The organism is Dactylosporangium sp. NPDC051485 (genome assembly GCF_040682015.1).
Taxonomy (GTDB): Bacteria; Actinomycetota; Actinomycetes; order Mycobacteriales; family Micromonosporaceae; genus Dactylosporangium.
The window spans coordinates 1-25147 of the sequence record NZ_JBFAZW010000028.1 but is presented as its reverse complement, the minus strand read 5'-3'; the positions used below and the strand labels follow the sequence as shown (position 1 = coordinate 25147).

Sequence of the window (25147 nt, the reverse complement as noted above, 5' to 3'; positions counted from 1 at the left end):
TACCGTTTCTCCGGCACTGAGCGGTATGGGGAACAGCCACCGCGCGTTCCTACCGTTTCCGCCATGAGATCTGCAACCCTGCGAGTCGCGTTCACGCTGACCGCTGTCGCGGCGGTCCTGACGTCCGTGACGGTGGCCTACGCCGGCAGCTCCCCGCGACCGGACACGCCCCTGCGGGAGGTCCCCCGTCTGCAACAGGACATCGACGCGATCCACACGCTCGGCATCACCGGCGCCCAGGCCCGCCTGGTCACGCCCGACGGCCGTGACCAGACCGCCACCAGCGGCGTCGCCGACCTGACCACCGGCGGCCCGGTGCCGGTGGACGGCCACTTCCGCATCGCCAGCGCCGGCAAGACGTTCGTGGCCACGGTCATCCTGCAGCTGATCGGCGAAGGCCGACTCGCCCTCGACGACACGGTGGAGCGCCGGCTGCCCGGCGTCGTGCGCGGCAACGGCAACGACGGGCGCCGCATCACCATCCGGCAGCTCCTGCAGCACACCAGCGGCATCCACGACGACTTCCCCGACATCTACTCCACCGAGGCCGACTTCTACCAGCACCGCTACGACGTCGACACGCCCGAGCAACTGGTCGCCCGGGCCATGCGGCACGAGCCGGACTTCGTCCCCGGCACGGCGTGGCGCTACAGCACCACCGGCTACATCCTGCTCGACATGATCATCGAGCGGACCACCGGGCAGCCGTGGTTCGAGGAGGTCCGCCGCCGCATCGTCCAGCCGCTCGGCCTCACCGAGACCTCGTGGCCGGGCCTCTCGCCGACGATGCCAAGCCCGTACGCCCACGCCTACCAGCCATTCGAGTCCGGCGCGCCGGTCGACGTCACCGACCATGTCGTGATCGACCCGGAGGGCGCGATCGTCTCCACCACCCGCGACCTCAACCGGTTCTTCCGCGGGTTGTTCGGCGGCCGGCTGCTACGGCCGGCACAGCTGGCCCAGATGACCCGGACCATCCCGGTCGACCCGGAGCTGGAGAAGATCATGCCCGGCGCCCGCTACGGCCTCGGCCTGTTCCAGCGCCCGCTGCCCTGCGGCGGCACCTACTGGAGCCACCCGGGCGGCGATGCCGGCTACATCACCGACAACGGCGTCACCACCGACGGCCGGCGCAGCGTGGTGCTGTCCGTGTCGAGCGTGCTCGGCAACGAGCAGGACGACTTCGTGCGGCAGCAGCGTGCGGCAGACACGCTGGTCGGCCACGCCCTGTGCCGGCGCGCCTGACCCGCGCAACCACCGATGGCGCCCGGCACCCGCCGGGCGCCATGCTTCGACGTTCTATCCGCCATCGGTGAGTTCTGTATGCGCGGCCAGCTCGGCGACCAGGGACTGTAGGCGCCGGTGGATCGGGTCGGTGCGCGCGGGATGCCATGCGATGACGGTGTCTGCGTGGTCGTCGGTGATCGGTACGAAGGCGACGCCGCTGCGGCGGATGCTCCTGGCGGAGCGCGCGAGCCGGGTCACTCCGACACCGGCGGCAACGAGGCCGAGGAGATTGGAGACGCCCGCCGCGCGTTGAACGACCCGCGGCGCGAAGCCGGCGGCGGCGAAGTCCTGGTCGTACTTCTGGTGCCAGGGCGGCCAGGATTCGCGCGGAGTGAGCACCCAGTCTTCGTCGGCCAGCTCCGCCAGGCGCAGGTCGCCCCGGGTGGCGAGCGGGTGGCCTGCCGGCAGCACGGCGCAGACGGGCTCGGTGGTGATCGTCGCGGTGAGGAGATCAGGGACGAGCGGCGGGCGGGTGAGGGCTGCGTCGTACCGCCCGTCGCGCAGGCCGGCCACCAGCTCAGCGATCGGCGTGTCATGGGTGGCCAGCGTGACGCCGGGCAGTTGTTGCCGGATGGCGCGCACGATGGGCGGCAGCATGTAGTTGGCGGTGGAGGACAGGAATGCCAGCTCGAGGTGGCCGGCTTCGCCGGTGGCGGCCCGGTGCGCCACCGCGATGGCGACCTCGGTGAGCGCCAGCACGTTGCGGGCCTCGGGAAGGAACGCTTTTCCTGCCGGGGTGAGGCGCGTGCCGCGGGTGTCGCGGTCGAGCAGCCGGATTCCGAGCCGGCGTTCCAGCGTGCCGATCTGCTGTGACAACGACTGCTGCGCGATGTGCAGGTGCGCGGCGGCGCGGGTGAAGCTCAAATGCTCCGCCACGGCCACGAAGTAGCGCAGTTGACGCAACTCAACTGTCACAGGCTGAAACTGTAGCCGCTGCCGGAAGGCTGTGTTGGCCGTCGCCGTACGCGTCACGAAAGGCTTGGCGAAGACCGGTCGTCACCGGTCGGACGGCACCGGAAGGGCAAAATCATGCGGCAGACGGCACGGGTGTGGTTGATCACGGGATGTTCGGCCGGCTTCGGCCGGGAACTGGCGCTGACGGCGTTGACCGCCGGGGACTCAGTGATGGCTACCGCCCGTGATCCCCATCGGCTGGACGAACTCGTCCGGGCCGGCGGCGACCGACTACGAACGGCGGCCCTGGACGTCACGGACGAACGACAGGTGGCCGGCGCAATAGCGCAGACAGTTGCGGAGTTCGGTCGTATCGACGTGGTCGTCAACAATGCCGGGCATGGCAGCGTCGGCGCCGTCGAAGAGCTGGAACTGGCCGAGCTTCGCGCGCTGATGGAGGTGATGTTCTTCGGCGCGGTCGCGGTGACCAAGGCGGCGCTGCCTCACCTTCGCGCCCAGGGCAGCGGAACGATCGTGCAGATGAGCTCAATGGGCGGGCAGCTGAGCATGCCCGGCTTCGGCGCGTACTGCGCGGCCAAGTTCGCGCTCGAAGGCCTATCCGAGGCGCTGGCGGCCGAGGTCAAGCCTTTCGGCATCCGAGTGTTGATAGTCGAGCCGGGCGCATTCCGCACCGAGTTCGGTGGCCGTCGGATGCACCGCTCCCGAATCATCGACGCCTACACCGGCTCCACCGGCCCCACCCGAGCGGCGGTCGATGCCATGCACGGAACCCAGCCGGGTGATCCCGGCAGAGCCGCCCGCGCCATCCTGGAGGTACTCGACCATCCTGAGCCGCCGCTGCGGCTTGCGCTTGGCAACGATGCCGTGGACCTCATCGCAGCCCACCATGAGCTGCTGCGCACCGATCTGGCCCGATGGGAAAAGCTCAGTCGGGCAACGGACCTGGAAGATGTCACGCACTGACCGGGCTGTGCGCGCAGCATGCACTCCGCGCCGGGCGTTCAAGCGCCTCGGCGCCCTCCCGGCGACTGGGTACCGCCGCGTGACTGCTGGTCGGGTGCGATGCGAGGGGCTTAGCGTGGGATGGCGAGCTCGACCTCACGTCCGGCCACGGACGACACGGTGACGCCGGTCCGCTTGAATCCGACCTTCTCGTACATCGCCTCGGCCCGCGCGTTGTCCTCGTGCACATAGAGCCGCACGCGCTCGATGTGCGGCTCCGGCAGCGCCCACGACCACTCCAGCGCGGCCCGGAAGAGCGCCTCGGCAAGCCCGCTGCCACGCGCCTCGGGCCGCACGAACACCGCCACGACATGCGTCTGCGCGACCTGCGGCGTGTCGCCGAAGAAGTCCTGTACGCCGGGCAGCTCGACCACCACGGTCACGGTTCCCAGCCACCGCGCGTCCGCGTCCTCGCCGACAAACTGCCGCACGGTCTTCCCCTCGGCCGCACCCGCCGCGCGCCCCTGCCAGAACTCGTCCGGCATCGCGGCGGCCCGCTCGTACGTCTCGAGAAAGGCGATCGACGCGGCCGGATCCCGCAGCGCGGCGAGCCGGATCTCCTTGGCCAACGGCCAGTCCTCGGCCCGAACGGCTCTGATGGTGTGCGTCATCGCGACATCCTGGCACCCGACCGGACGACGCTGTAACCGGATTTCCACGAGCTCGACACAAGATCCGCAAGCCCGAACCGCCGCGCCGCGCCTGCTCGACCGGCGTGGGGCCGCTCGACATTGACGGCGGACTTACTCTTTGGGCATGCCGGACCGCCTCGCTGGCCCATTGGCCGAGTTCGCTGCGCTGCGACGGGAGATCGACCGTCGCGCGGTCGCTCAGCAGCAGATCTTTGTCTTGCAGGTGCTGAGCGCCGGCGCCTTGTTCGTCATCGCGTTCTGGCACGTGTCGTGGGCGCCGTGGCTGCTGATAGTTCCGTTCAGCAGTTGCCTGCTGTGCACTGCATCCGCCGCGCAGGCCGCGGCGATCGCCACCATCATCGAGTACATCCGTGACGTGCTCGAACCCACGATCGAGGGGCTCGGGTGGGAGAGGTACCGGCAGCAGGTTCCGTACCCGTTCCCGTTTCCCCGATCGTCGCACCCCAACCTGCTGCTGTTCGGCGAGGTTCCCGGCCTGGCACTGGTCCTGGGCCTGAAACCGCTTTTCCTCGACGGGGGCGAGGTGCCGGTGCCCGGATACCTCGCGGCGTGGCTCGTCGGGGTGCTGGTCACGGTCTACAGCGGCAACCTGGCGTGGACCTCAACGACCGGGACGTTCGTCCCACGTCGTCGCACACCGCAGGCGGAGCCGGCCCCGGCATCGCAGGAACAGCCGGAAACCTGAACCTGGCTCAGGTTGAGCGACGTCGGAGGTCATCCGATACGGTGCGCAGCACCCGCCGGGTCTTCTCCAGTGCGGCGAGCTTCTCTTCTATTTCCCCCAGGCGGGTGTCGACCAACTGGCGCAGCGGCTCGCTCGGCTGGAGTTGGCCTTCGCTGCCGATGAAGGGAAGGATCTCCCTGACTTCTTCGAGGTTGAACCCTGCGTTGATCAGGCAGCGGATCCGCACGACCTCGCGGACGGCGCGGTCCGGGAAGTCGCGGTAGCGGTTCGGGCCTCGGATCGAGGTGAGCAGACCCGCTCGGTCGTAGTGCCGGAGCGACCAGGTGTTGACACCGGTACGTTGGGCAAGTTCACCAATGATCACGTCCGCTCCCGGTCCATTGGCTTGACCTTGATACTGGTGTCAAAGCTTACCGTCTGGACATGCCGACCAGATCCGCGAACCCGTCGCCGAGCGTCGTCACCCGAGTCTCGATCCTCGCCCTCAGCATCACGTTCGTCGTGGGTACTGACACCTTCCTCGTCGCTCCGCTGCTGCCTACGCTGTCGCACGAGTACCATGTCAGCACCGAGATGTCCGGGTGGCTGGTCAGTTCCTACTCCATCGGCTATGCGGCTTTCGCGCTGGTGGCCGGGCCAATCTCGGATCTGACGAACCGGAAGACCGTCATCATCGCGGGTCTCGCCGCTTTCGCGTTGTGTACTGCGGCCTGTGGGCTGGCGCCGAACTTCTGGACGATGGTCGCGCTCCGGGCGTTCGCCGGGATCGCGGCGTCACTCGTCGTGCCGCAGATCTGGGCGACGATTCCCGCCGTGGTGCCGGCCGAGCGGGTGCTGTCCGCAATGGGGTACGGGGCGGCCGGCTTGTCCATCGCCCAGGTGGTTGGCGTACCGACCGGCAGCATCCTGGCCGCGACGAGTTGGCGCCTACCCTTCGTTGTGCTCGGCGCCGTGTCGGTGGTCGTCACCGCGGCAGTGGTCGCTTGGTTCCCATCGGTACCGGCGGCCGCGGACGGTACCGGCGGCATCCTGTCCTCCTATCGTGGCGTCCTCGGCGTGCCGCGAGCGAGGTGGTACCTGGTCGGATACCTCGTATTCGGGGTCGGTCTCTACACCGTATTCACCTTCATCGGAACCTGGTACACCCTCGCCTTCGGACTCTCGGTGGCCCAGATCGGCCTCGCGATCATCGGGCTCGGTGCGGGCAACGCAATCGGATCGATCGTCGGCAGCCGCCTCGCCAAGCGGCTCGGACTGTCCCGCTCGGTACTCGTCGGTGGCTGCGCCCTTGCGGTGCTGTGTGTCATGCTGCCGTTCGCGCCGGACCTGGCCACGGCCGAGGTCATGCTCGTGCTGATCTTCCTGGTGGGCGGATTCGTGTTTCCCGTACTCATGACGGTCATGCAGTCGCTGACCACCACCGCGCGCGGCGCGGTCGCATCACTGACGAACGCGGCGCTGTACACAGCGGCGAGCATCGGCGGCGCCATCTCAGGCATCCTGTTCACCACGTTCCACGGGTTCTACGGCGTCGCCTTCCTCAGCGCGGTCGCGTACGCGACCGCGCTGCTGTTGTACCTCCGTGGCGGATTGCTCACAGCCTTCACGCAGACCCGGACAGCCGCCACGAGCGCGGAACCGTGGGGATCGATGGCGTCGCCGGCTCAACGGCAGATCGGCAGTACGGAACGACGAGGGCGCGGGGGCAGTCCATCACCCAGCTCGGCGGCCGCGGCGACGATTTACGACGACCAACCAGATGCCGACGATGACCGCCACTAACCCAACCCCCGCACCGATCGCTATCACTATGTCGGCGTAATGACCGTCTTTGGCCGTCTGGGCGAGCATCTCGGGAGTGGCATCCTGCGCTGGCATCCATGCATAACTGAGGCTGGCGCACAGCACACACGAGCCCAAGGTGCCCAGGCCGATCAAGGCCCAGCCCAACTCGCCTCGCCAGCCGACCCAGCCGGCCCGGGCGAGCCATCGCGGCGTATCCACGGGATCATGGTCGTGAACTCGCTTCCACCGGTCAAGCGTCCGAACACCGGACTCCCTCGATGCGAACGAGGCCAGCACAACCGTGGCGAGCACCTCCTGCCAGCGATGCAGCAGGAGGCTGCTGGCGAGATGGACCAGGCCCTCGGCGACCCCGACGAGGACGGCCCGGCGTGAACGCGTTGCTGTCTCGGTTGCTGTCACGCCTGTCCGGGCCTACGAACGGGCGGCGGGCGGCGGGCGGCGGGCGGCGCGAAACGCTGGTGGATTCTGGTGCGCCCGGTAGGACTCGAACCTACGACCTTGGGATTAGAAGTCCCCTGCTCTATCCACTGAGCTACGAGCGCGCACGTCGTCGCACAGGCTACCGCCATCCCGGGCCGAATTGGTTGCGGGGAGCCGGATTGCCGTGATGAAGGACAGCACGCCGTAGGGTGGGCAGGCAAGCGGGTTGGCGGCGGGCGGCCGTTGATCGCCCCGGACGGCCGGCCCGCCGCCGTCCTCAGACGCCCGCGGGGACGCGGCTACGCGGCCCCTTGCGGCCACGCGGAGGGCGCACGGTTCCCTCCTCCTCCGCGGGGTCCGAGGAGTCCTCGGCCTCCTCCGGCTCGTCCTGTTCCTGCCCGGCGGCCAGGGCCTCGAGCTCGGCCGCCAGCTCCTCGTCGGTGCGCTCGAACTCGGCCCCCGCCTCGTCCAGCGCGGCCAGCACGTCGCCGGCGAACGGGTCGTCCTCCTCGACGATCGTCACGTACCCGCCGAGGTCCTCGTCGTAGGCCCGCCGCCGCGGCAGCCCGTTGATCTCGTCGGCCGGCGCGGTCGGCGTCTCCCCGATGCGCGCCTCCGCCAGCTCGTCGTCGATCGCGCTCGTCAGCGTGTGGGGCTTGACCCGCGCGAACTTCGCCCGCCCGCGTGACAGGTCGTGCCCCACCGACTGCGCGTCGAGCTCGTAGCTGACCCGCCGCACGTGGTCCTCGGTCTCCCAGTCGCGGCTGTACAGCCGGCCGGTCACGATCACCGGATCCCCGACCTGCACGCTGCGTGCGACGTTCTCGGCCAGCTGCCGCCAGCAGTTCACCCGCACCCGCAGGCTGTCCCCGTCGATCCACCGCTCTCCGGCCCGGTCGTACCGCCGCGACGTCGACGCCACCTTGAAGTGCGCCACGAGCGCCTGGCTGTCCACGATCCGCCGACAGTCCGGCGCGTTGAGCACGTTCCCGACGATGGTCACCATGGTCTCGAACACCTGCTGCTCCCTCCACTGCTCGGTTTCGCTCGGCACGAAGCCTGCGCGAAACGGCGCTCCCGCCGCTCGGCCCGACCCCCGAACCTGTGGATAACTCGGTGCTTGTGGACGGGGTCGCGCGAACCCCGATGATCTGCTACGCCCAGGCCGATGACCTGCGACAACGCAAAAGCCCGCCGCGGGTGGAAAGAAAGATCAAGTTCAGAAATTTCCGAGCTACCGCGATGTCCGCGGTGGTCCGGGCCGTAACTCCCGTGGCCTCACCCTCCGCGTGCAGCCGCGGTCCCCCTGGCGGCGAGCCCCCGCCCACAAAAGCGCGGCCTAGGCGACGGCGAGCAGCTTCGAGGCCTCGCGGGTCATCGTCTCGACCACCTCGGCGGCGGGCAGGATCGACGTCACCAGGCCCACGCCCTGGCCGGCCAGCAGCGCCATCTCCTCCAGGTCGCCGGTGGTCGCCCCGCGCATCGGCACGAGGTCGGAGAAGCGGTGCATCGGCACCCGCCGGCCGCCGAGCACGGTCTCGCCGACGACCGGCAGCGGGGTGTCCGGGATGTCGGCCTCGCGCCCGGCCCACTCCCGCACGATCCGGTTGCGCAGCACGCGCATCGGGTTGAACTGCGGCGTGTCCAGGCCGAAGATCGACGTGCTGACCGTGTCCTCGGCGCCCGCCGCGACGAGACGGTCCTTGTACCCCTGGTGCGCCGCCGACTCGGCCGTGGCCACAAACCGGGTGCCGACCCAGACCCCGTCCGCGCCGAGCATCAGCGCGGCGGCCATTCCGCGGCCGTCGGCGATGCCGCCCGAGGCGAGCACGAGCGCCGGGGCGACCGCGTCGGCAACCAGCGGTACCAGGGCGAACAACGGAAGGGTCGAGGCGTTGTGGCCGCCGGCCTCCAGCCCCTGCGCCACCACGCCGTCGACGCCGTCCCCGATCGCGCGGCGGGCCGCGTCGACGGAGCCCACCTGCTCGAAGACCTTGACGCCGGCGGCGTGCAGGCGGTCGATCCAGGCCCGCGGCGGGTGGCCCCAGTGGAAGGAGGCGGCCGCGACGCCCGCCGCGCACACCGCGTCGATCTGCTCGTCGGTGGCGAAGATGGTGATGAGGTTGACGCTGAACGGCCGGTCGGTGCCCGCTCGGATCCCGGCGATGGTCTCGGTGAGCGCGGGGGCGGGCATCAGCCCGGCGCCGAGCGAGCCCAGGGCGCCGGCGTTGCTGACGGCGACGGCCAGGTCGCGGGTCATGCCGACGAACGCCATGCCGGCCTGGGCGATCGGCGTGGACAGGCCGAACGCGTCGGTGAAACGGGTCCTCATGCACCTCACGGTGTCGGAACCCCGATGAAACCATGTTGCCCGTAGCGCACCCGGACGTTGCATTGCGCGCAAGGACGCCAAGCCGACAGAAGGGGTGTAGCCGTGCACTGGTCGACGCGCGAGGCCGCACCCAGGGAGCAGTTCGCGTATTGGCGGGAGCTGATCTGCGCCGCCTTCCTCGCGCTGACGCCGGAGTCGGACCTGCGCGGCGGCTTCACCGGCGACGTGACCCAGTGGCCACTCGGCGCGCTGCACCTGGCCCGGATCACCTCCCAGCGGCAGACCGTGCGCCGGACCCGGGCCGACATCGAGCGCTCGCCGGTGCGCGGCTACTACGCCAACCTCCAGGTTCGTGGCACCAGCCTGATGGCGCAGGGCGACCGGGTGACCCTGCTGCACCCGGGCGAGCTCGGCCTGGTCGGCACCGACGCGCCCTTCCGGTTCGAGTTCGGCGGGGACTTCCAGCAGCTGTCCTTCTTCGTGCCGCTGGACCTGCTGCCCGGGCCGGTGCCGACCGCCGCGGCGCTGGACACGCGGGCCGGGGTCGGGGCGGCGGTGCGCCTGGCGCTGGAGTCGGTGCCCACGGCCCGGCGTCCCGAGCGGCTCGCCTTCCACGCGGCGGGCATGCTGGGCGTGGCATTGGAGCCAACGATCCTGGATCCGGTACGGGCACCAAGGACCCACCGGGCAGCAGTCCAAGACATCGAGGACCATCTCGCCGACGACGACCTGGCGCCCGCGGCCACGGCGAGGAGGCTCGGCGTGTCCGTGCGCCTCCTGCACGGCCTCTTCGCCGGCCGCCCGGAGTCGTACGCGGCCACCGTGCGCCGCCTGCGGCTGGCCAAGGCGGAGCGGGACCTGCGCGACCCGGCGCTGTCCCACCTGCGGGTCATCGACGTCGCCACCGAGGCCGGGTTCGTGAACGTGGCGAGCTTCCATCGTGCGTTCCGGCGGGCGTTCGGCCGCACTCCGAGCGAGCTGCGAAACCTCAACATATCCGCAAGAACGCAATTGCATCCGTAGACGTCTATACAGCGGGCGGCCACGCTGTGTTCATGCGCAAACCCGAAGGTATGCCCCATGAATAGGCTCAGCCGCCGCACGTTCGTCCTCGGTGGACTCGCCGCCGCCGGGGCCGTGGCAGCCCCCTTGACCAGTGCCTCCGCCGCCGTACCGTTCCCGTTCCAGCTCGGGGTGGCCTCGGGCGAGCCCGACGCCGGCAGCGTCGTGCTCTGGACCCGGCTCGCCCCCTCGCCGCTCAACGCCGATGGCCAGGGTGGCATGGCCAATGCCGACGTCGCCGTCGACTGGCAGGTCTCGGCCACCAGCAGCTTCGCCACGCTCGTCGCCTCCGGCACGGTCACCGCCCGCTACGCCGAGGCCCACTCGGTGCACGTGGTGGCCGGCGGGCTGCAGCCGGACGCGGAGTACTACTACCGCTTCCGCGCGCAGGGCCACATCTCGCCGGTCGGGCGCACCCGCACCGCGCCGGCGCTGGGCACTCTCGGCCGCGACTTCACCATGGCCTTCGCCTCGTGCGCGCACTACGAGTCGGGCTACTACAACGCGTACCGCAGCATGGCCAACGACACCCCGGACCTCATCCTGCACCTGGGCGACTACATCTACGAGGGCGGCGCGAACTCCGGTGCGCTGCGCCAGCACGCCGGCGCCTCGGAGATCGTCTCGCTGGCCGACTACCGGCGGCGCTACGCGCAGTACAAGTCGGATCCGGACCTGCAGGCGGCGCACCAGATCGCGCCGTGGCTGGTCGTCCCGGACGACCACGAGGTCGAGAACAACTACGCCAACATGACGCGGGCCGACAGCAGCCCGGCGCTGACCACCGCGCAGTGGACGGCCCGGCGCACCGCGGCCTACCAGGCGTACTACGAGAACATGCCACTGCGCCCGGAGAACAAGCCCAGCGGCAACAGCATCCCGCTGTACCGCCGGGTCCGCTGGGGCCAGCTGGCCACCTTCCACATGCTCGACACCCGCCAGTTCCGCAACGACCAGGCGTGCGGCGACGGCTGGAAGGTCTGCGCGGACGCCGACCTGGCCAGCCGCAGCCTGCCGGGCACCGCGCAGGAGGCCTGGCTGCTCGACGGCCTGGGCCAGCACCTGGCCAACTGGGACATCATCGGCCAGCAGGTGTTCTTCGCCCGCCAGTTCGACGCCTCCGGCGCCGGCAACATGGACGCCTGGGACGGCTACCGGGCCTCGCGCTCGCGCATCCAGCAGGGCTGGGTCGACCGCGGCGTGCGCAACCCGCTGGTGCTCACCGGCGACGTGCACGCCTCGTGGGGCAACAACCTCAAGGCCGACTACGCCAACACCGGCTCTGCCGTCATCGGCAGCGAGCTGGTCTGCACCTCGATCACCTCGGGCGGCAACGGCACCGCGGCCACGGCGATCCCCAACGGGGCGACCAACCCGCACATCAAGTTCTACTCCAACCGCCGCGGCTACGTGCGCACCCGCATCACGCAGGCGCAGGTCACCGCGGACTTCCGCGGCGTGAGCTCGGTGACCGAGCACGGCGTCGCGGCCACCACCCTGAAGTCGTTCGCCATCCTCGACGGCCAGCCCGGCCTCCAGGCCCTGTAGGAGGAGACCGAGTGCCAGCCATCACCTCCGCCGCGCTCGCCGCGGCGCTCGCCGCCACGTCCATGACGTGGACCACCGCCAACAGCGTGGCCACCGGGGACCAGGACACGGCGTCCATCGCCACCAACCGCAACGGGCAGGTCGCCGTGGTATGGGAGGACGACCGGGACACCACCGACCCCGACAACAACAGCCACTCGGACGTGTGGGTGCGGCTGTTCACCAACGGCACCGCCAAGTACGAGCTGAAGCTGTCGGCCGGCGGGACCAGCGGTACCAACTGGAGGCACCTCAGCCCCGACGTCGGGCTCGACGACAAGGGCAACGCCGTCGTGGTGTGGGCCGAGGACGCCGACGGCAACGGGTACTTCAACATTCAGTACCGGGTGATCTCCCCGGCGGGCACCGTCACCGCGTCCGGGCGGGCCAACGCCGACGCCACGGGCGACCAGATCCTGCCGAAGGTCGCGGTCGACCCGGACGGCGCCCCGAACGGCGGCGCGGTCGCGTTCACCGTCGTCTGGGAGGACGTCCAGAACACCGTGTACACGGTGAAGGCGGCGGGGTACACCGGCCCGGCCACCAAGGCCTACGAGGTCTACGCCTCGCAGCAGACCGGCCAGCACCACCGGCCGGACGTGGCGGTCTCCGCCTCCGGCGACGCGCTGGTGGTGTGGGACGAGGACGCCGACGCCAACGGCTACTACAACATCGGGCTGGTCGGCCTGGCCAAGGCCAACGGCGCGGTCAATCTGTCCCGGCGTACCGCGAACAGCCTCGGCGGCGGCCAGCAGCGCCACGCCGCGATCGCCGCCGACTTCACCGGCGACTTCGCGGTGACCTGGGAGTCCGACCACACCGGCACGCCCGGCGTGTGGACCCGATCCTTCGGTCCCGGCGCGGTCGCGAAGGGCACCGAGGTGCTCGTGGCGGACGGCGGCGTCAACCCGGCGATCGGCATCGACGGGCAGGCGAACACCGTCGTCGGCTGGTCGGTCGGCGGCACCAACCCCGACGTGTGGGCGCGCGGCTTCAACGCCGACGGCACCGGCACCGGCCGCCTGCCCGCTCAGGTGCTGAGCCAGACGGCCACCGGCCGCCAGGAGCAGATCGGCGTGGCGGTGTCCAACTGGGGCGAGGTCTCGGTGGCCTACACCGACGACAGCGACGGCAACGGGTTCGACCAGGTGATCCTCGGCACCGGGGCGACCAACTCGGACTGGTAGGTCATCCGGAACTGCAGCACGGCGCCGACGGGTCCCGCACGCGGCCTTGCAGCCAGCGGTGGGCCCCGTCGGCGCCTTCACGCCCGCGGACCCGGCATCCCGTGCGCTATCGTTGCTCCGTCAAACTTCTGTGAAGTAGCAGATACCGGTTGAAGGAGCGCGCATGATCCAGATCGACGTCTGGTCGGACATCGTCTGCCCGTGGTGCTACATCGGCAAGCGGCGCCTGGAGCGTGCGCTCGAGGGGTTCGACGGCGAGGTCAGCGTCCAGTGGCGCAGCTTCCAGCTCGACCCGTCGACCCCGGTCGGCGACTCCCGGCCCGTCGGCGAGTCCCTCTCCGCCCGCCACGGCCTGTCCGCGGCCCAGGTCGAGGGCATGTTCGCCCGGGTGACCGGGATCGCGGCCGAGGAGGGCCTCTCCTACGACTTCTCCCGGGCCCGCACCGCCAACACGCTCGACGCCCACCGGCTGCTGCACTTCGCCAAGGCCCACGGCCGGCAGGGCGAGCTCAAGGAGCGGCTGATGCACGCGTACTTCACCGAAGGCGCCGACGTGGCCGACCACGCGACGCTGGCCGGGCTGGCCGCGGCGGCCGGCCTGGACGAGGTGGCGGCGAAGCAGGCGCTCGCCGACGGCTCCCACGCCGAGGACATCGAGGCCGACATCGCGCTAGCCCGGGCGTACGGGGTCAGCGGCGTGCCCTTCTTCGTCTTCAACGAGCGGCTCGGCGTGTCCGGCGCCCAGCCGCTGGAGGTGTTCCAGCAGGCGCTGCGCCAGTCGTCGCTGACGGTGCTCGGCTCGCCCTCCGCGGACGCCTGCACCGACGACTCCTGCGCGATCTGACGCCCGTGCATGTGGGGGCGCAATATTAAGCCGTCCAGACGCACAGTCAAGTGCAGCGCCCGGCGGCGTGAACATGAGTGACAGCTTTCGGGCAGGCAAGGATCCGGCCCGCGGTTCTACAGTGCACTCATGACCGCTGACGTGCTGCACAGCTACCGGATGCAGGTCGCCCGAGGGGTGCGCCGGCTCGATCCGGACGACACCGAGCAGGTGGCCCGGCTGCTGGAGCGGGACGGTCATCCCCAGGGCGAGACGAACCTCGCGGGACGCCTGCAGCGATGGTGCGAGCACCCCGACGGGGCCGCGTTCGTGTGGGACGAGCGCGGCCGGCTGCTCGGGGTGATCGCGGCGCACATCATCCCGGCGTTCGAGACCGACGGGGCGTGGCTGCGCATCGTGGCCCTGGCCGTGGCCGAGTCGGCCCGCGGGCGGGGGATCGGGACGAGCCTGGTGGCGGCGGCGGAGTCCTTCGGGCTCGTGCGGGGGTGCTCGACCGTCGAGGCGACCGCGCTGCGCACGCGGGAGGGGGCGCAGGCCTTCTACCGGGCGCTGGGCTACCAGGACCGCACCGACGCGGCCGGCCGTTTCCTGCGTCAGCTCCCCTGAGCTTCAGGTTTTGCCGGGGCCGCGCGTCGGCCCCACCGTTTTTCCTGTACCGCGCTGACCTGCGCTTTCGGGCCACCCTTGGCGTGTCCGATTTGTGAGTTCAGGTGCGATGAGCGAAAGATAAGTGGGCGTTCAGGCACCCAACCCGGCGCCCAGAGCGGTCGCCGGGCGGCAGGTCTCCCCCGCCGAGGTTGACCACCGAGAGCACGACGATCAGGTTGCTCACCCGCATGCCGATCGCCCGGGTGCGCTGCCGGATCGCCTGCTCGCCGACGCCGCCGCGACGGCCGCCGAAATCGGGACAATTCGCCGGATCCGCTGCATCGCCGCAGTCTATGAGGTTCTGTCGTACCCCCGTGGCAGCATGTGCCCCGCAAGCGAGCTTTGCTCGGCCTGAAGTCCGCCTTAAGCCCGTGGCCGGGCAACCTCGGCCACTGGTATCACCAAGGGCAGTGGAACCACATGCACCGTACGCAGAGTCGACGATGACCGTCCCGAGACAGCGCCCCGCCGGACGCCTCGCCGCGCCCGCGGCGCGACCGGTCGAGCACAACACCGCCGGACGGTTCCTCCTGCGCACCCTCTTCTGGGGCGGCCTGGCGCTCGCCGTGCTGCCCTGGTGGCTGGGGACGAAGGCGGGCTCGATCGACACCGAGGCCGAGCTCTTCCAGGGCGCGGGCCGGGTGACCGGCCTGATTGCGGGCTATCTGCTGCTGGTGCAGGTCATCCTGATGAGCCGGCTGCGCTGGCTGGAGCGCTGGATCGGCGCCCGCCACCTGGGCCTGTGGCACCGCGAGCTGGGCGGCTCGGTGCTGGTCACGATCCTGGCCCACGCCGCGCTGATCACCGTCGGCTACGCCCATGCCGACCGCGTCGGGCTCGTCGCCGAGCTCGGCACGCTGCTGACCGAGTACCCGGACATGATCACGGCGTGCATCGCCGCCGGCATGCTGGTCTGCATCGGCCTGCTGAGCATCCGGGCGCTGCGCCGGGCCCTGCCCTACGAGATGTGGTACTTCCTGCATCTCACGGCCTACCTGACGCTGCTGCTCGGCTTCGCGCACCAGTTCTCCAACGGCCAGGAGCTGTTCCGCCCCGGCCTCGGCCGCACCGTGTGGATCGGCTTCTACGTGGTGATGATCGCCGCCGTGGTGCTGGGCCGCATCGTCGGCCCGCTGGCGCTGAACCTGCGCCACCGCCTGCGCGTCGCCGACGTGGTGCCCGAGTCCCCCGACATGGTCTCGATCTACATCACCGGCCACCGGCTCGACGACCTCGACGCCCGGGCCGGCCAGTTCTTCCGCTGGCGCTTCCTGGCCCGCGGCCTGTGGTGGCAGGCCCACCCGTTCTCGCTCTCCGCCGCCCCGAACGGGCGCTGGCTACGCCTCACGGTGAAGACGGTCGGCGACCACACCCAGCGCATGCGCGCGATGCAACCGGGCACCCGCATCTTCGTCGAGGGCCCGTGGGGCGACTTCACCGCGAGCCGCCGGGTGAAGCAGCGCGCCCTGCTCATCGCCGCCGGCTCCGGCATCGCCCCGATCCGCGCCCTGCTGGAGGAGCTCCCCCCGAGCGCCGTCGTCATCTACCGCGCCAGCGCCGTGCACGACCTGCACCTGCGCCACGAGCTGGAGGAACTCGCCCAGCTGCGCCACGCCCAGCTGTGGTTCGTGGTGGGCGACCGCCGCGACCCGGGCCCGCGCCGCCTCTTCACCGCGGCCGGCATGAGCGACCTGGTCCCGGACATCACGGAGCGCGACGTGTACCTGTGCGGCCCCGACGGCCTGGTCGAACAGTCCCTGCAGGTCCTGCGCCGGCTGCGCGTCCCGCGCCGCCAGGTCCACCTGGACCCCTTCGAGCTCTGACATGCCGCAGCCTCTCGCCACCGCCGCGCCCCTCCCCCGTCCCGCCGCGGCGCCCCTTGCGGGCAGAGCGCCCCTTGCGGTTGGGGGGCAGCTTGCTCGCGGGGCACGCCTGGCGGTTCGGGAGCGCTTCGCCGTCGCAGGGCTGCTCCGGGCCCGGGCCGGCGTGGTGCGTCCCGGCTGGTGCAGCACACGGTGTTCACCCTGCGCCACGCGGACCGGGCGCGCGGAGGCGGGAAGCGGCGCGTGCCCGGGGCGGGCGGCCGAGGCCGGGGACGCGTGCGTTGGGCGCGCGGGCGAGGACAAAGGAGTTGGTACGGCGTGCGACGCGCTCTGATGGCCCTGATGGGCACCGCGGCGGGCACGGTCCTGCTGGTCGGCGCCAAGGCGGGATTCAGCAGCCCGTCCAGCGACCAGGCGATGCAGCCGCAGTCCGCGAACAGCCCGGCGCCCGGGGCTTCGTCCTCGGCGGCCGGGGCGCTGCCGCCGGGCGCGGGGGCCGGGGCGAGCCCGCCGCCCGGTACGACGCCGGCGCCGGACACGACGAAGCCCACCGCGGCGACGCAGCCGGCCGGCACAAAGACGACGGCCCCGGCCGGCCGCCCGACGACGACCGCGCCGACGCGGCGCGGCACGCTGAAGGACGGGACGTTCAACGGGAACCCGATCTACGTCGAGTACGGCAGCGTCGAGCTCTCGATCGTCGTGGCCGGCGGGAAGATCACCGACGTCAAGGTGCTCGACTCGCCCAGCGACCACTCGCGGTCGGTGCAGATCAACAACAGCGCCCTGCCGAAGCTGCGGGCCGAGGCCCTTGCCGCCCAGAGCGCGAACATCGACACGGTGTCGGGCGCCACGGCGACCAGCGCGGGGTACCGCGCCTCCCTCCAGTCCGCCATCGACCGCGCCTACCAGGCCTGACCACGCCGCCCATGCCCACGCAGCGCATCGACACCTGGCCCCTCGGCCGCCCCCACGCCGCCGGGGCCTGCAGCGAGTGGCGGGCCGTCCACGCCGCGAGCCGACGCCCCGCCCCCGGCGCGGCATCCACCGGCGCCACGCACACGGCCACCACCCCCACCGGCTGCGCGCCGCCGGCCGATGCACCGTCGGCGGCGAACCGGGACGCACTGTCCGCCGTCGAAGGCACGTTCCCCGCCGTTGACGGCTCGTTCCCCGGTGTCGGCGGCGCGGCCTCGGTTGCCGGGTACGGGCCGCTCGCAGGCGGAGTCGGAATGCTCGCTGGGTTGATCTCGGTCGGCGGGCTCGTGGTCGACACGCGGCAAATCTGGTTCGCCGGGCGGCTGGGCCAAGGCGACAGAGGCGGTCAGCATGGCCGCGGCAGTCAGGGCGGCCAAGACGGTCAGGGCGGTCAGGGCGGTCAGAACGGCCGCGGTGGTCAGAATGGCCGGGGCGATGAGGGCGGCCGGGCCGGTCAGGACGGCCGCGGCGATCAGGACGGCCGGGGTGGTCAGGACAGTCGGGGTGGCAAGGGGTGCCGATGCGGGAACAACGGACCATGACCGGGCACAGCCTCGTGCGGGTCGAGCACGTCATGGGCATGCCGATCAGCCTCGACCTCGACGACGACCTGCCGATCGACGAGCTCGAGCGGCTCGCCGACGGGGTGTTCGACTGGCTACGGCTGGTGGACAGGATCTTCAGCACGTACAAGCCGGACAGCGAGATCAGCCGGCTCGGGCGCGGGGAGCTGCGGCGCGAGGACTGCTCGCCGGTCGTGGGCGAGGTGCTCGACCGGTGCGCGGAGCTCTGGGACGAGACCGGCGGATACTTCGACATCAACGTCGGCGGGCGGCTCGACCCCTCCGGGTACGTCAAGGGGTGGGCGGTCCAGCGGGCCTGCGACCAGCTGCTCGAGCAGGGCTCTCGCAACCACTGCCTCAACGCCGGCGGGGACGTCTTCGTCCGCGGTGGGCCGCACGGGCGGCAGCGCTGGCGGGTCGGCGTGCGGCACCCGTGGGAGGCGCTGGCGGTGGCCTGGGTGCTGGAGGTGAGCGACGCGGCGGTGGCGACCTCCGGCACGTACGAGCGCGGGCTGCACGTCCTGAACCCCTACACCGGCGCGCCGGCCACGCAACTGCGCTCGGTCACCGTGGTCGGGCCGGATCTGGGCACCGCGGACGCGTACGCGACGGCGGCGCTCGCCATGGGCCTCGCCGGCATCGACTGGCTCGCGACCCTGCAGGGCCACGAGAGCGCGGTGGTGACCGAGGACGGCCGCGCGCTGCGCTCGGACGGGCTGCCCGTCGTGCCGCCGAAGTCAGGCGGTGGCGAGGGCTAGGTATTCGACGAGGTGCTCGTGCGTCGGCGCGCTCTCGTCCGGCCGGAACCGCAGGTAGCGCAGCCGCTTGCCCGTCCCCTCCAGCAGCCCGTGCTGGTCGGGCAGGTCGGCCCCGTGCTCGAATCCGACCGAGACCGAGTCGGTGCCGGGGAACAGCGCCGCGATGTACCCCCGCTCCGGATGGTGAAAGCCGAGCCCGTGCCATCCGCGGTACACCCGCTCGGTCAGTTCCGGCCGGGCGCTGAGGATCACCTCGCGCAGATGCCGGGTCAACGCGCCGATGCTGGCGCAGTGATCTTCCAGTAGTTCATCGAACCCCGCTGGGGTGGCAACACCCGTCATGGGCACAGCTCACCACACGGGTACGACAATTTCGGGAGCCAATTCCCGCCCGCTGGAACTACCAGTCGAACTCGAGCCCGCGCACCTCGCCGCCGGGGAGGAGGGCGCGCCCGGTGTACACCCACTTCTGCACCAGGACGTAGCGGTGCCCGCGCGGGAGGCGAGCGTCGAACGGGCCGCAGTCGTACTTCGGGGCGGCGTCGGTGAACATGACCCCGTCGCATTCGTGCGGGCCGTCGGCGACGGCGCCGGTGCCGAGGTCGAGGACGGACATGCTCACGTCGGCCCGCACGCCCAGGATGCCCTGCATGTGGCCGACCATGCGGATCCGGTCGGGGGCGACGGCGTGGCAGGGCTGGGCGCGCACCGGGCGGCCGAGGCCCCAGGTGTACTCGTTGCCGCACAGCCACGGGCCGAACGCGTCCGACGCCTCGACGTGCGCGCCGGGCTGCAGCGAGGGCCCGGCGCTCCTGTCGTCCGCGCGCACGGGGCTGCGGCTGACCGCGGCGCGCGGGGACGGTGCCGAGCCGCCGGCCGAGGGCGGGACGGCCGGCGCGGCGGTGACGTGCGGGTCGGCGGCGGTTTCGGTGCCGTGCTGGCGGGTGATGTACAGCCACGCCGGATATGCCAGCACCCCGAGCACGATGAGCAAGGCCAGCAGGAAGCTCCGGGAGCGCGACGGCGAGGCGCGCGGCCTCGGCACCGGCGGCTGGGTGGTGGTGGTGAGCCGGTCGTGCACCGGCTGCGGTGCCAGGGCGGGCTCGCCGGCCACCCGGCGGGCCACCACCCGCAGCGTCACGGCGAGCTCACGGGCCGTGGGCCGGCGCCCCGGCCGTTTGTCCATGCACTCCTGGACGACCTTCCAGACCGCCTCGGGCATGCCGGACGCCGGGCGGGGGGACTCGTCCACGTGGCGGCGCAGGATCGCCCAGGCGGGGCCGCCGGCGTACGTCGGGCGCCCCGTCGTCAGCTCGAAGAGCACCACGCCGAGGGCATAGATGTCGGCCGCGGGAGTGGGGCTCCCGCCGTAGACCGCCTCGGGGGCGACGTAGTTCGCGGTACCGATGAGAGCACCCGGCGTCGTCATGCTCGGGGTGTCCAGGACCCGCGCGATGCCGAAGTCGGTGAGGCGGGTGTGCAGTTCGCCGTCGACCCGGTCCAGCAGGATGTTGTCGGGCTTGAGGTCGCGGTGCACGACCCCGCGGCGGTGGGCGGCCGAGAGCGCCTCGGCGACCTGGGCGAGCAGCAGGGCGGCCTCGGCCGGCGGCAGCGTGCCGTGTTCGTGCAGGTGGTCGCGCAGGCTCCCGCCCTCGACGAGGTCCATGACCAGCCCGAGCGAGGTGCCGACGGTCACCAGGTCGCGGACTCGCACGATGTGCGGGTGGCGCAGCATGAGCAGGATCGCGCGCTCCTGCACGAACCGGTTGACCGCCTTCGGCTCGGCCATCAGGTCCTCGCGCATCAGCTTGATCGCGACGAACTCATCGCCGCTGAGCGCGCGGGCCCGCCAGACGGTGCCGGTCCCGCCGCCGCCGATGGGTTCGATCAGCTCGTACGCGTCACCGATGCGGTAGCCGGTCAGGTCACCGCTGTAGTGACCATCCGTGTCGTAGCGCGCTTCGGGCGGAGTACGCATCGGGGTATTGGTACAGAATGCAAGACGAAAACCACAAGTTGTGCCAGGAACTACACCCCCTGCGGGGGAACGTCGGGGCGTTCAACGGCATCACAGGTAGCGATGCATGATATGCAGGTCGACCAACCCGTGCTTCGTGCTCTGGAACGCGTCGGGAACCGTGCCGACGATGGTGAAGCCAAGCGAGCGCCACAGCCGCACGGCCACCGTGTTGGTCGACACGACGGCGTTGAACTGCATGGCGGCGAAGCCCAGCTCCCGCGCCCGGTCGAGGCAGTGCTCGCCGAGCGTGCGCCCCAGGCCGCGGCCGCTGGCCCGGGAGGACACCATGAAGCTCGCGTTGGCCACGTGCGCGCCGAGCCGGCCGCGGTTCGGCCCGACCTTGTACATGCCGAGCACCTCGTCGCCGTCGACCGCGACCCACTGCTCCCAGGGCGCCGGTAACAGCCAGTGCTCGCGCGCCTGGTCCTCGGTCGAGTCGGGCGCGTTGTCGTAGCTCTCGCCGGCCGTGATGACCTCGCGCCAGATCGTCCAAGTGCCCGGCCAGTCACGTTCCGTGTAGCGCCTGATCTCCATGCTGTTCATTCAACACGCGAGATGGCAGGCTCTGCATTCGTGTTCGACGTGTTGCACGACGCTCTCGGCCGCCAACCGTCCCCGGACCGCTGGGTGGTCATCGCGACCGCCGTCGCCGCGCTGCTCGCGGTGCTGCTGCGCCCCGCGTGGAAGGTCATGCGCAACTTCGTGACCATCGCCCACGAGGGCGGCCACGCGCTCGCCGCGGTGCTCAGCGGTCGCCGCCTGTCGGGCATCCGCCTGCATTCCGACACCTCCGGCCTGACCCTGTCCAGGGGCCGCCCGAACGGCCCCGGCATGGTGATCACCGGCCTGGCCGGCTACATCACCCCCTCGCTGCTCGGCCTGGGCGCCGCGGCGATCCTCGGCGCCGGCCGGATCACGATCCTGCTCTGGCTCCTGCTGATCCTGCTGGTCCTGATGCTGATCATGATCCGCAACTTCTACGGCGTCATCTCCGTCGTCGCCGCCGGCGCGATCATCTTCGCCGTCTCGTGGTTCGCCGACCCGAAGATCCAGGGCGCCTTCGCGTACGCCTTCGCATGGTTCATGCTGCTCGGCGGCGTGCGCGCGGTCTTCGAGCTGCAGCAGTCGCGCTTCCGCCGCCAGGCACCCAACTCCGACGCCGATCAGATCGCCCGCCTGACCAGGGTGCCTGCCATCGTGTACGTCGGCCTCTTCGTCATCGTCGTGCTGGGCTGCGTGGCCTTCGGCGTCCGCCTGATGCTCGGCCCGGTCGGCCAGCTGATCGGCTGAACGCCACCGGCCGGCCCCGCGGCGCCAAGATCACGCCGCGTCAGGCCGGGATGCGACGGCCGGACAGAATGGCGTCGCCCACCCGCTCGGCCTCCTCCAGGTGCGGCCAGCCCGACAGGATGAACTCGTCGACCCCGGCCGCCTCGTACTCGGCCAGCCGCGCGTTCACCTCGGCCGGGCTGCCCACCAGCGCGGTTCCCGCCCCCTCGCGGACCAGCCCGATCCCGGCCCAGAGGTTGGGCCCGACGACGAGGTCGGTCCCGGTGTCGCCGCCGTTGAGGGCGGTCATGCGCGCCTGCCCGACCGAGTCCATCCGCCGAAACCGCTCCTGCGCGGCCCGGATGCGCGCCGGATCCATGCCCCGCAGCAGCCGCTCTGCCTCGCCCCAGGCCCGGTCGGCGTCGTCGCGCACGATCACGTGCACCCGCAGGCCGATCCGGATGCCCGGATTGAGTGCCCGGATCTGTGTGATCCGCTTGTGTACCGCGGGCAGCGGCTCCCCCCACAGCAGGTACACGTCGGCATGCGCGGCCGCGACCCGGACGGCGGCCTCCGAGGCGCCCCCGAAGTAGATCGGCGGCACCCGCTCCAGCGGGCGGGCCAGGCCCCCGCACTCGACGTGGTAATACTCGCCGCGGAAGTCGAACGGCCCGCCCGCCCAGGTGCGCCGCATGACCTCGATGTACTCCGCGGTCCGGGCGTAGCGGGCGTCCTTGGGCACGAAGTCGCCGTAGGCCTGCTGCTCGGCCTGGTCCCCGCCGGTGACCACGTTGAGCGCGAGCCGTCCGTCGGAGATCCACTGGAACGCCTCGGCCTGCTGGGCCAGCAGCGTCGGCAGCGTGAAGCCGGCCCGGAAGGCGACGAGCAGGCGCAGCGTCGTCGTGTGCTGGGCGATCGCCGTACACATCACGAGAGGGTCCAGGCAGCCGGCGCCGACCGGGGTGAGCGCGGACTCGAAGCCGGCCCGCTCGGCCGCCCGCGCGACCTCCGACAGATACCCGACGGTGGGCTCCCGGTCGTGCCGCGCGGCACCCGCGGTGACGGTCGCCGCCCCGACCTGGTCACTGTCGCCGGTAGTGGGTAGGAACCAGTGGAACGTCGTCATGAAGCCTACTTTACCCACCGGTTCACTGGGTGGGAATCCTTGCCCGGATCGATTAGAATGTGTGTACGAAAGACGCTCTTGACCTGGGAGGAGAGCGCCAGTGACCGCGCCTGTGAACACCCCCCAAACCGTCCCCTACGCGACCCTGCTCAGCTTCACGCGGTATATCGGCCGGACCGGGCCGCGCAAGGCGACCTTCGTCGGCGGGCTGCGCCGGCAGCGCGAGTCCGGGCACGGGTTCAACCCGCACGGGCAGCTCGTGAAGGCGCTCAAGGCGGACATCCGGTTCCGCACCGGCGGGACCTACCTCAACACCGTCGTCGAGCAGGTCAGCGCGCGATGGAAGCCGCTGTACGAGGCGCTGGTGCCCGGGGCGCTGCAATACCTGGAGTCGCTGGCCATGCCGGTCGAGGTGGCGCCCACCCGGGATGCGCTGTGCATGATCGGGGCGCTGCCGGTGAAGATCAACCCGCACTTCGGGCTGCGCTATCCGGATGGGCACGGGGAGGCCGTGCGGCTGCACTTCGACGAGGACCCGCCGCTGGACCTGGCCGCGGTGGCGACGCTGCACCTGATGGGCCGTCACATGGATCAGGTGCTGCCCAACGCGACGCCGGTCATGGTGGACGTGCGGCGGGGCGAGGTGCTGCGGCCCGATCCCTCGGTGAAGGCGGACGAGGTGGAGCGCTGGCTGGCCGGCGAGGCGGCCGCGTTCGCGGCCATGTGGGCGGCGTGATGCGCCGTCCGGTGACCTCGGCCGCGACATCGAGCGCAGCGCCGAACTCACCCTAGAGCTTTACTCGTCCCCTAAAACGCGGAGGCGGGCGTGGCCTCGCCAGCCCCCCGGTGGGCCACGTCCGCCTCCGCGGCAATCGCGGCCGTCACCGCCTCCGGCGGCAGGGGACGGTGGAAGTAGAAGCCCTGAGCCAGCCGGTAGCCGAGTTCCAGCAGGCGGCCGGCCTGGGCTTCCGTCTCCACGCCCTCCGCCACCGCCTCGAGGCGCAGGGCCTGGGCGATCTCGCTGATGGACGTGACGATGGCCTCCTGCTCCACCGTCCCGGTCACGCCGTCCACGAACGATTTGTCCACCTTCAGCACGTCTACCGGGCAGGTTCGCAGCAGGCCGAGCGACGAGTGACCGGTGCCGAAGTCGTCCAGGGCGATCTTGACGCCCAGGGCGTGCAGGGACCGGACCGTGTCCAGGGCTCGGCCGCCGCCGAAGACCGCGGTCTCCGTGATCTCGATGGTCAGGCGGGCCGGGGGCAGGGCGCAGTCGTCCAGGATGGCGGCCACCGTGTCCACGAAGGACGGCTCCAGGAGCTGCCTGGCCGAGGCGTTGACGCTCATCTTCCACGGGGCGGCGGCGCCCAGTGCCGAGATCCACGCCGCGGCCTGTTCGCAGGATTCGCGCAGGACCCAGGCGCCGATCTGGACGATCAGGCCCGTTCGCTCCGCGACCGGGATGAACACCGCCGGGGAGACCTGACCCCTCACCGGATGGTGCCAGCGGACCAGGGCCTCCACGCCCCGGATCTCGCCTCCGGGCAGGGCGACGATCGGCTGGTAGTGCACCGTCAGCTCGGCGCGGTCCAGGGCCTGGCTCAGGTCGGCGGCCAGCTGGGCGTGCTCGACGGCGTGGGCGTCGAGCTCCGGGCCGTACTCGACCCAGCGGCTCTTGCCGGACTCCTTCGCGGCGTACATGGCCATGTCCGCCCGGCGGAGCAGGTCGCTGGCGTCGCAGTCCGGGGTGTGCCTCGCCACGCCGATGCTGGCCTGGATCAGCAGCTCGTAGCCGGCGGCCCGGACCGGGGCGGCCAGGGTGTCGATGAAGGCGTCGGCGATGTCGGTGCTGGCCTCGCGCGTGGACTCCGGCAGCAGCACCGCGAACTCGTCGCCGCCCAGGCGGGCCACCACGTCGCCCGGGCGGACGGTGGCGCGAAGGCGCTCGGCCACCTCGATCAGGAGGGCGTCGCCGACCGCGTGGCCCAGGCGGTCGTTGATGGCCTTGAAGTCGTCCAGGTCGATCAGGGCCAGGGCGAGGCCGCCCGGCAGGTTGCCGCCCCTCGACGAGGCCACGGCCTCGGCGGTGCGGGCGGCGAAGAGGGAGCGGTTGGCCAGGCCGGTCAGGCCGTCGTGGGAGGCCTGGTAGGTCAGCTGGTCCTGGTAGCGGCGCGACTCGGTG

General features: G+C 71.3%; 25 protein-coding genes and 1 tRNA gene. 15 read left to right on the top strand and 11 right to left on the bottom strand.

Annotation, left to right across the window (positions count from 1 at the left end):
• The first annotated feature begins 63 nt into the window (after nucleotides 1-63).
• A complete protein-coding gene (locus AB0M46_RS18180) occupies nucleotides 64-1245 on the top strand; it encodes a serine hydrolase domain-containing protein (RefSeq protein WP_363337300.1) in 1182 nt (393 codons plus the stop codon).
• Nucleotides 1246-1299: 54 nt separating this feature from the next.
• Here the strand turns inward: AB0M46_RS18180 and AB0M46_RS18175 are convergent, their stop codons facing one another.
• Nucleotides 1300-2259: a LysR family transcriptional regulator gene (locus AB0M46_RS18175; protein WP_363337298.1), complete on the bottom strand. Its 960-nt coding sequence runs from the start codon at nucleotides 2257-2259 to the stop codon at nucleotides 1300-1302.
• A gap of 57 nt (nucleotides 2260-2316) precedes the next feature.
• On the opposite strand from AB0M46_RS18175, the gene AB0M46_RS18170 reads away from it, so the two are divergent.
• On the top strand, nucleotides 2317-3165 hold the full coding sequence (locus AB0M46_RS18170) for an oxidoreductase (RefSeq protein ID WP_363337297.1): 849 nt from the start codon (nucleotides 2317-2319) through the stop codon (nucleotides 3163-3165).
• Between the two features lie 110 nt (nucleotides 3166-3275).
• Here the strand turns inward: AB0M46_RS18170 and AB0M46_RS18165 are convergent, their stop codons facing one another.
• Nucleotides 3276-3815 (bottom strand): GNAT family N-acetyltransferase, encoded by a 540-nt coding sequence (locus AB0M46_RS18165; protein WP_363337295.1) that lies wholly within the window; start codon nucleotides 3813-3815, stop codon nucleotides 3276-3278.
• Nucleotides 3816-3960: 145 nt separating this feature from the next.
• On the opposite strand from AB0M46_RS18165, the gene AB0M46_RS18160 reads away from it, so the two are divergent.
• A complete protein-coding gene (locus AB0M46_RS18160) occupies nucleotides 3961-4542 on the top strand; it encodes a hypothetical protein (protein WP_363337293.1) in 582 nt (193 codons plus the stop codon).
• A gap of 7 nt (nucleotides 4543-4549) precedes the next feature.
• Here the strand turns inward: AB0M46_RS18160 and AB0M46_RS18155 are convergent, their stop codons facing one another.
• Nucleotides 4550-4906, bottom strand: coding sequence for a MerR family transcriptional regulator (locus AB0M46_RS18155; RefSeq protein ID WP_363337291.1), 357 nt, complete (start codon nucleotides 4904-4906; stop codon nucleotides 4550-4552).
• A gap of 59 nt (nucleotides 4907-4965) precedes the next feature.
• Between AB0M46_RS18155 and AB0M46_RS18150 the strand changes: the two genes are divergently transcribed.
• Nucleotides 4966-6324 (top strand): MFS transporter, encoded by a 1359-nt coding sequence (locus AB0M46_RS18150; RefSeq protein WP_363337290.1) that lies wholly within the window; start codon nucleotides 4966-4968, stop codon nucleotides 6322-6324.
• 490 nt (nucleotides 6325-6814) lie between these two features.
• Here AB0M46_RS18150 and AB0M46_RS18145 read toward each other — a convergent pair.
• The 3 genes from AB0M46_RS18145 to AB0M46_RS18135 form a co-directional block, all read right to left on the bottom strand.
• Nucleotides 6815-6890: transfer RNA gene (locus tag AB0M46_RS18145), tRNA-Arg, on the bottom strand.
• Nucleotides 6891-7045: 155 nt separating this feature from the next.
• Nucleotides 7046-7786 (bottom strand): single-stranded DNA-binding protein, encoded by a 741-nt coding sequence (locus AB0M46_RS18140; protein WP_363337423.1) that lies wholly within the window; start codon nucleotides 7784-7786, stop codon nucleotides 7046-7048.
• 321 nt (nucleotides 7787-8107) lie between these two features.
• Nucleotides 8108-9100: a nitronate monooxygenase family protein gene (locus AB0M46_RS18135; protein WP_363337288.1), complete on the bottom strand. Its 993-nt coding sequence runs from the start codon at nucleotides 9098-9100 to the stop codon at nucleotides 8108-8110.
• A 102-nt stretch (nucleotides 9101-9202) separates the two neighbouring features.
• On the opposite strand from AB0M46_RS18135, the gene AB0M46_RS18130 reads away from it, so the two are divergent.
• From AB0M46_RS18130 to AB0M46_RS18090, 9 genes are all read left to right on the top strand, one after another.
• The gene (locus AB0M46_RS18130) at nucleotides 9203-10123 is read left to right on the top strand and encodes a helix-turn-helix domain-containing protein (RefSeq protein ID WP_363337286.1); all 921 of its coding nucleotides are present in this window, start codon (nucleotides 9203-9205) and stop codon (nucleotides 10121-10123) included.
• Between the two features lie 57 nt (nucleotides 10124-10180).
• Entirely contained in the window at nucleotides 10181-11710 is a 1530-nt protein-coding gene (locus AB0M46_RS18125; RefSeq protein ID WP_363337284.1) for an alkaline phosphatase D family protein, read from the top strand.
• Between the two features lie 11 nt (nucleotides 11711-11721).
• Entirely contained in the window at nucleotides 11722-12936 is a 1215-nt protein-coding gene (locus AB0M46_RS18120; RefSeq protein ID WP_363337282.1) for a hypothetical protein, read from the top strand.
• Nucleotides 12937-13099: 163 nt separating this feature from the next.
• Entirely contained in the window at nucleotides 13100-13780 is a 681-nt protein-coding gene (locus AB0M46_RS18115) for a DsbA family oxidoreductase (protein WP_363337280.1), read from the top strand.
• 129 nt (nucleotides 13781-13909) lie between these two features.
• Nucleotides 13910-14386 carry a GNAT family N-acetyltransferase gene (locus AB0M46_RS18110; RefSeq protein ID WP_363337278.1) on the top strand — a complete coding sequence of 159 codons (477 nt, stop codon included), beginning with the start codon at nucleotides 13910-13912 and terminating at the stop codon, nucleotides 14384-14386.
• A 485-nt stretch (nucleotides 14387-14871) separates the two neighbouring features.
• The gene (locus AB0M46_RS18105; protein WP_363337276.1) at nucleotides 14872-16251 is read left to right on the top strand and encodes a ferric reductase-like transmembrane domain-containing protein; all 1380 of its coding nucleotides are present in this window, start codon (nucleotides 14872-14874) and stop codon (nucleotides 16249-16251) included.
• A gap of 318 nt (nucleotides 16252-16569) precedes the next feature.
• The gene (locus AB0M46_RS18100) at nucleotides 16570-17169 is read left to right on the top strand and encodes an FMN-binding protein (RefSeq protein WP_363337274.1); all 600 of its coding nucleotides are present in this window, start codon (nucleotides 16570-16572) and stop codon (nucleotides 17167-17169) included.
• An 11-nt stretch (nucleotides 17170-17180) separates the two neighbouring features.
• Nucleotides 17181-17771, top strand: a complete 591-nt coding sequence (locus tag AB0M46_RS18095; protein WP_363337273.1) for a hypothetical protein — start codon at nucleotides 17181-17183, stop codon at nucleotides 17769-17771.
• A complete protein-coding gene (locus AB0M46_RS18090) occupies nucleotides 17750-18550 on the top strand; it encodes an FAD:protein FMN transferase (protein WP_363337271.1) in 801 nt (266 codons plus the stop codon). The genes AB0M46_RS18095 and AB0M46_RS18090 overlap by 22 nt, the downstream gene beginning before the upstream one ends.
• Here the strand turns inward: AB0M46_RS18090 and AB0M46_RS18085 are convergent.
• From AB0M46_RS18085 to AB0M46_RS18075, 3 genes are all read right to left on the bottom strand, one after another.
• Nucleotides 18530-18823, bottom strand: coding sequence for a DUF1801 domain-containing protein (locus tag AB0M46_RS18085; RefSeq protein ID WP_363337269.1), 294 nt, complete (start codon nucleotides 18821-18823; stop codon nucleotides 18530-18532). The genes AB0M46_RS18090 and AB0M46_RS18085 overlap by 21 nt on opposite strands.
• 127 nt (nucleotides 18824-18950) lie before the next feature.
• Nucleotides 18951-20528, bottom strand: a complete 1578-nt coding sequence (locus AB0M46_RS18080) for a protein kinase (protein WP_363337267.1) — start codon at nucleotides 20526-20528, stop codon at nucleotides 18951-18953.
• 90 nt (nucleotides 20529-20618) lie between these two features.
• Nucleotides 20619-21104, bottom strand: coding sequence for a GNAT family N-acetyltransferase (locus AB0M46_RS18075; RefSeq protein ID WP_363337266.1), 486 nt, complete (start codon nucleotides 21102-21104; stop codon nucleotides 20619-20621).
• 21 nt (nucleotides 21105-21125) lie between these two features.
• Here AB0M46_RS18075 and AB0M46_RS18070 point away from each other — a divergent pair, with 21 nt between their 5' ends.
• Complete coding sequence (locus tag AB0M46_RS18070) at nucleotides 21126-21860, top strand: M50 family metallopeptidase (RefSeq protein WP_363337264.1); 735 nt, start codon at nucleotides 21126-21128, stop codon at nucleotides 21858-21860.
• 40 nt (nucleotides 21861-21900) lie between these two features.
• Here the strand turns inward: AB0M46_RS18070 and AB0M46_RS18065 are convergent, their stop codons facing one another.
• On the bottom strand, nucleotides 21901-22965 hold the full coding sequence (locus AB0M46_RS18065) for an LLM class flavin-dependent oxidoreductase (protein ID WP_363337262.1): 1065 nt from the start codon (nucleotides 22963-22965) through the stop codon (nucleotides 21901-21903).
• Nucleotides 22966-23065: 100 nt separating this feature from the next.
• On the opposite strand from AB0M46_RS18065, the gene AB0M46_RS18060 reads away from it, so the two are divergent.
• Nucleotides 23066-23701 carry a hypothetical protein gene (locus AB0M46_RS18060; protein WP_363337261.1) on the top strand — a complete coding sequence of 212 codons (636 nt, stop codon included), beginning with the start codon at nucleotides 23066-23068 and terminating at the stop codon, nucleotides 23699-23701.
• 71 nt (nucleotides 23702-23772) lie between these two features.
• Here the strand turns inward: AB0M46_RS18060 and AB0M46_RS18055 are convergent.
• The coding region (locus AB0M46_RS18055; protein WP_363337259.1) for an EAL domain-containing protein at nucleotides 23773-25147 on the bottom strand (1375 nt) is incomplete at its 5' end.

Excerpts from the sequence above, each read along its gene's own strand:
- AB0M46_RS18150 (WP_363337290.1), top strand. The coding sequence starts at position 4,966 with ATGCCGACCAGATCCGCGAACCCGTCGCCGAGCGTCGTCACCCGAGTC.
- AB0M46_RS18075 (WP_363337266.1), bottom strand. The coding sequence starts at position 21,104 with ATGGAGATCAGGCGCTACACGGAACGTGACTGGCCGGGCACTTGGACG.
- AB0M46_RS18110 (WP_363337278.1), top strand. The coding sequence starts at position 13,910 with ATGACCGCTGACGTGCTGCACAGCTACCGGATGCAGGTCGCCCGAGGG.
- AB0M46_RS18090 (WP_363337271.1), top strand. The coding sequence starts at position 17,750 with ATGCGGGAACAACGGACCATGACCGGGCACAGCCTCGTGCGGGTCGAG.
- AB0M46_RS18135 (WP_363337288.1), bottom strand. The coding sequence starts at position 9,100 with ATGAGGACCCGTTTCACCGACGCGTTCGGCCTGTCCACGCCGATCGCC.
- AB0M46_RS18170 (WP_363337297.1), top strand. The coding sequence starts at position 2,317 with ATGCGGCAGACGGCACGGGTGTGGTTGATCACGGGATGTTCGGCCGGC.
- AB0M46_RS18180 (WP_363337300.1), top strand. The coding sequence starts at position 64 with ATGAGATCTGCAACCCTGCGAGTCGCGTTCACGCTGACCGCTGTCGCG.
- AB0M46_RS18115 (WP_363337280.1), top strand. The coding sequence starts at position 13,100 with ATGATCCAGATCGACGTCTGGTCGGACATCGTCTGCCCGTGGTGCTAC.
- AB0M46_RS18160 (WP_363337293.1), top strand. The coding sequence starts at position 3,961 with ATGCCGGACCGCCTCGCTGGCCCATTGGCCGAGTTCGCTGCGCTGCGA.
- AB0M46_RS18080 (WP_363337267.1), bottom strand. The coding sequence starts at position 20,528 with ATGCGTACTCCGCCCGAAGCGCGCTACGACACGGATGGTCACTACAGC.
- AB0M46_RS18105 (WP_363337276.1), top strand. The coding sequence starts at position 14,872 with ATGACCGTCCCGAGACAGCGCCCCGCCGGACGCCTCGCCGCGCCCGCG.
- AB0M46_RS18095 (WP_363337273.1), top strand. The coding sequence starts at position 17,181 with ATGCCCACGCAGCGCATCGACACCTGGCCCCTCGGCCGCCCCCACGCC.
- AB0M46_RS18165 (WP_363337295.1), bottom strand. The coding sequence starts at position 3,815 with ATGACGCACACCATCAGAGCCGTTCGGGCCGAGGACTGGCCGTTGGCC.
- AB0M46_RS18125 (WP_363337284.1), top strand. The coding sequence starts at position 10,181 with ATGAATAGGCTCAGCCGCCGCACGTTCGTCCTCGGTGGACTCGCCGCC.
- AB0M46_RS18070 (WP_363337264.1), top strand. The coding sequence starts at position 21,126 with ATGGCAGGCTCTGCATTCGTGTTCGACGTGTTGCACGACGCTCTCGGC.
- AB0M46_RS18065 (WP_363337262.1), bottom strand. The coding sequence starts at position 22,965 with ATGACGACGTTCCACTGGTTCCTACCCACTACCGGCGACAGTGACCAG.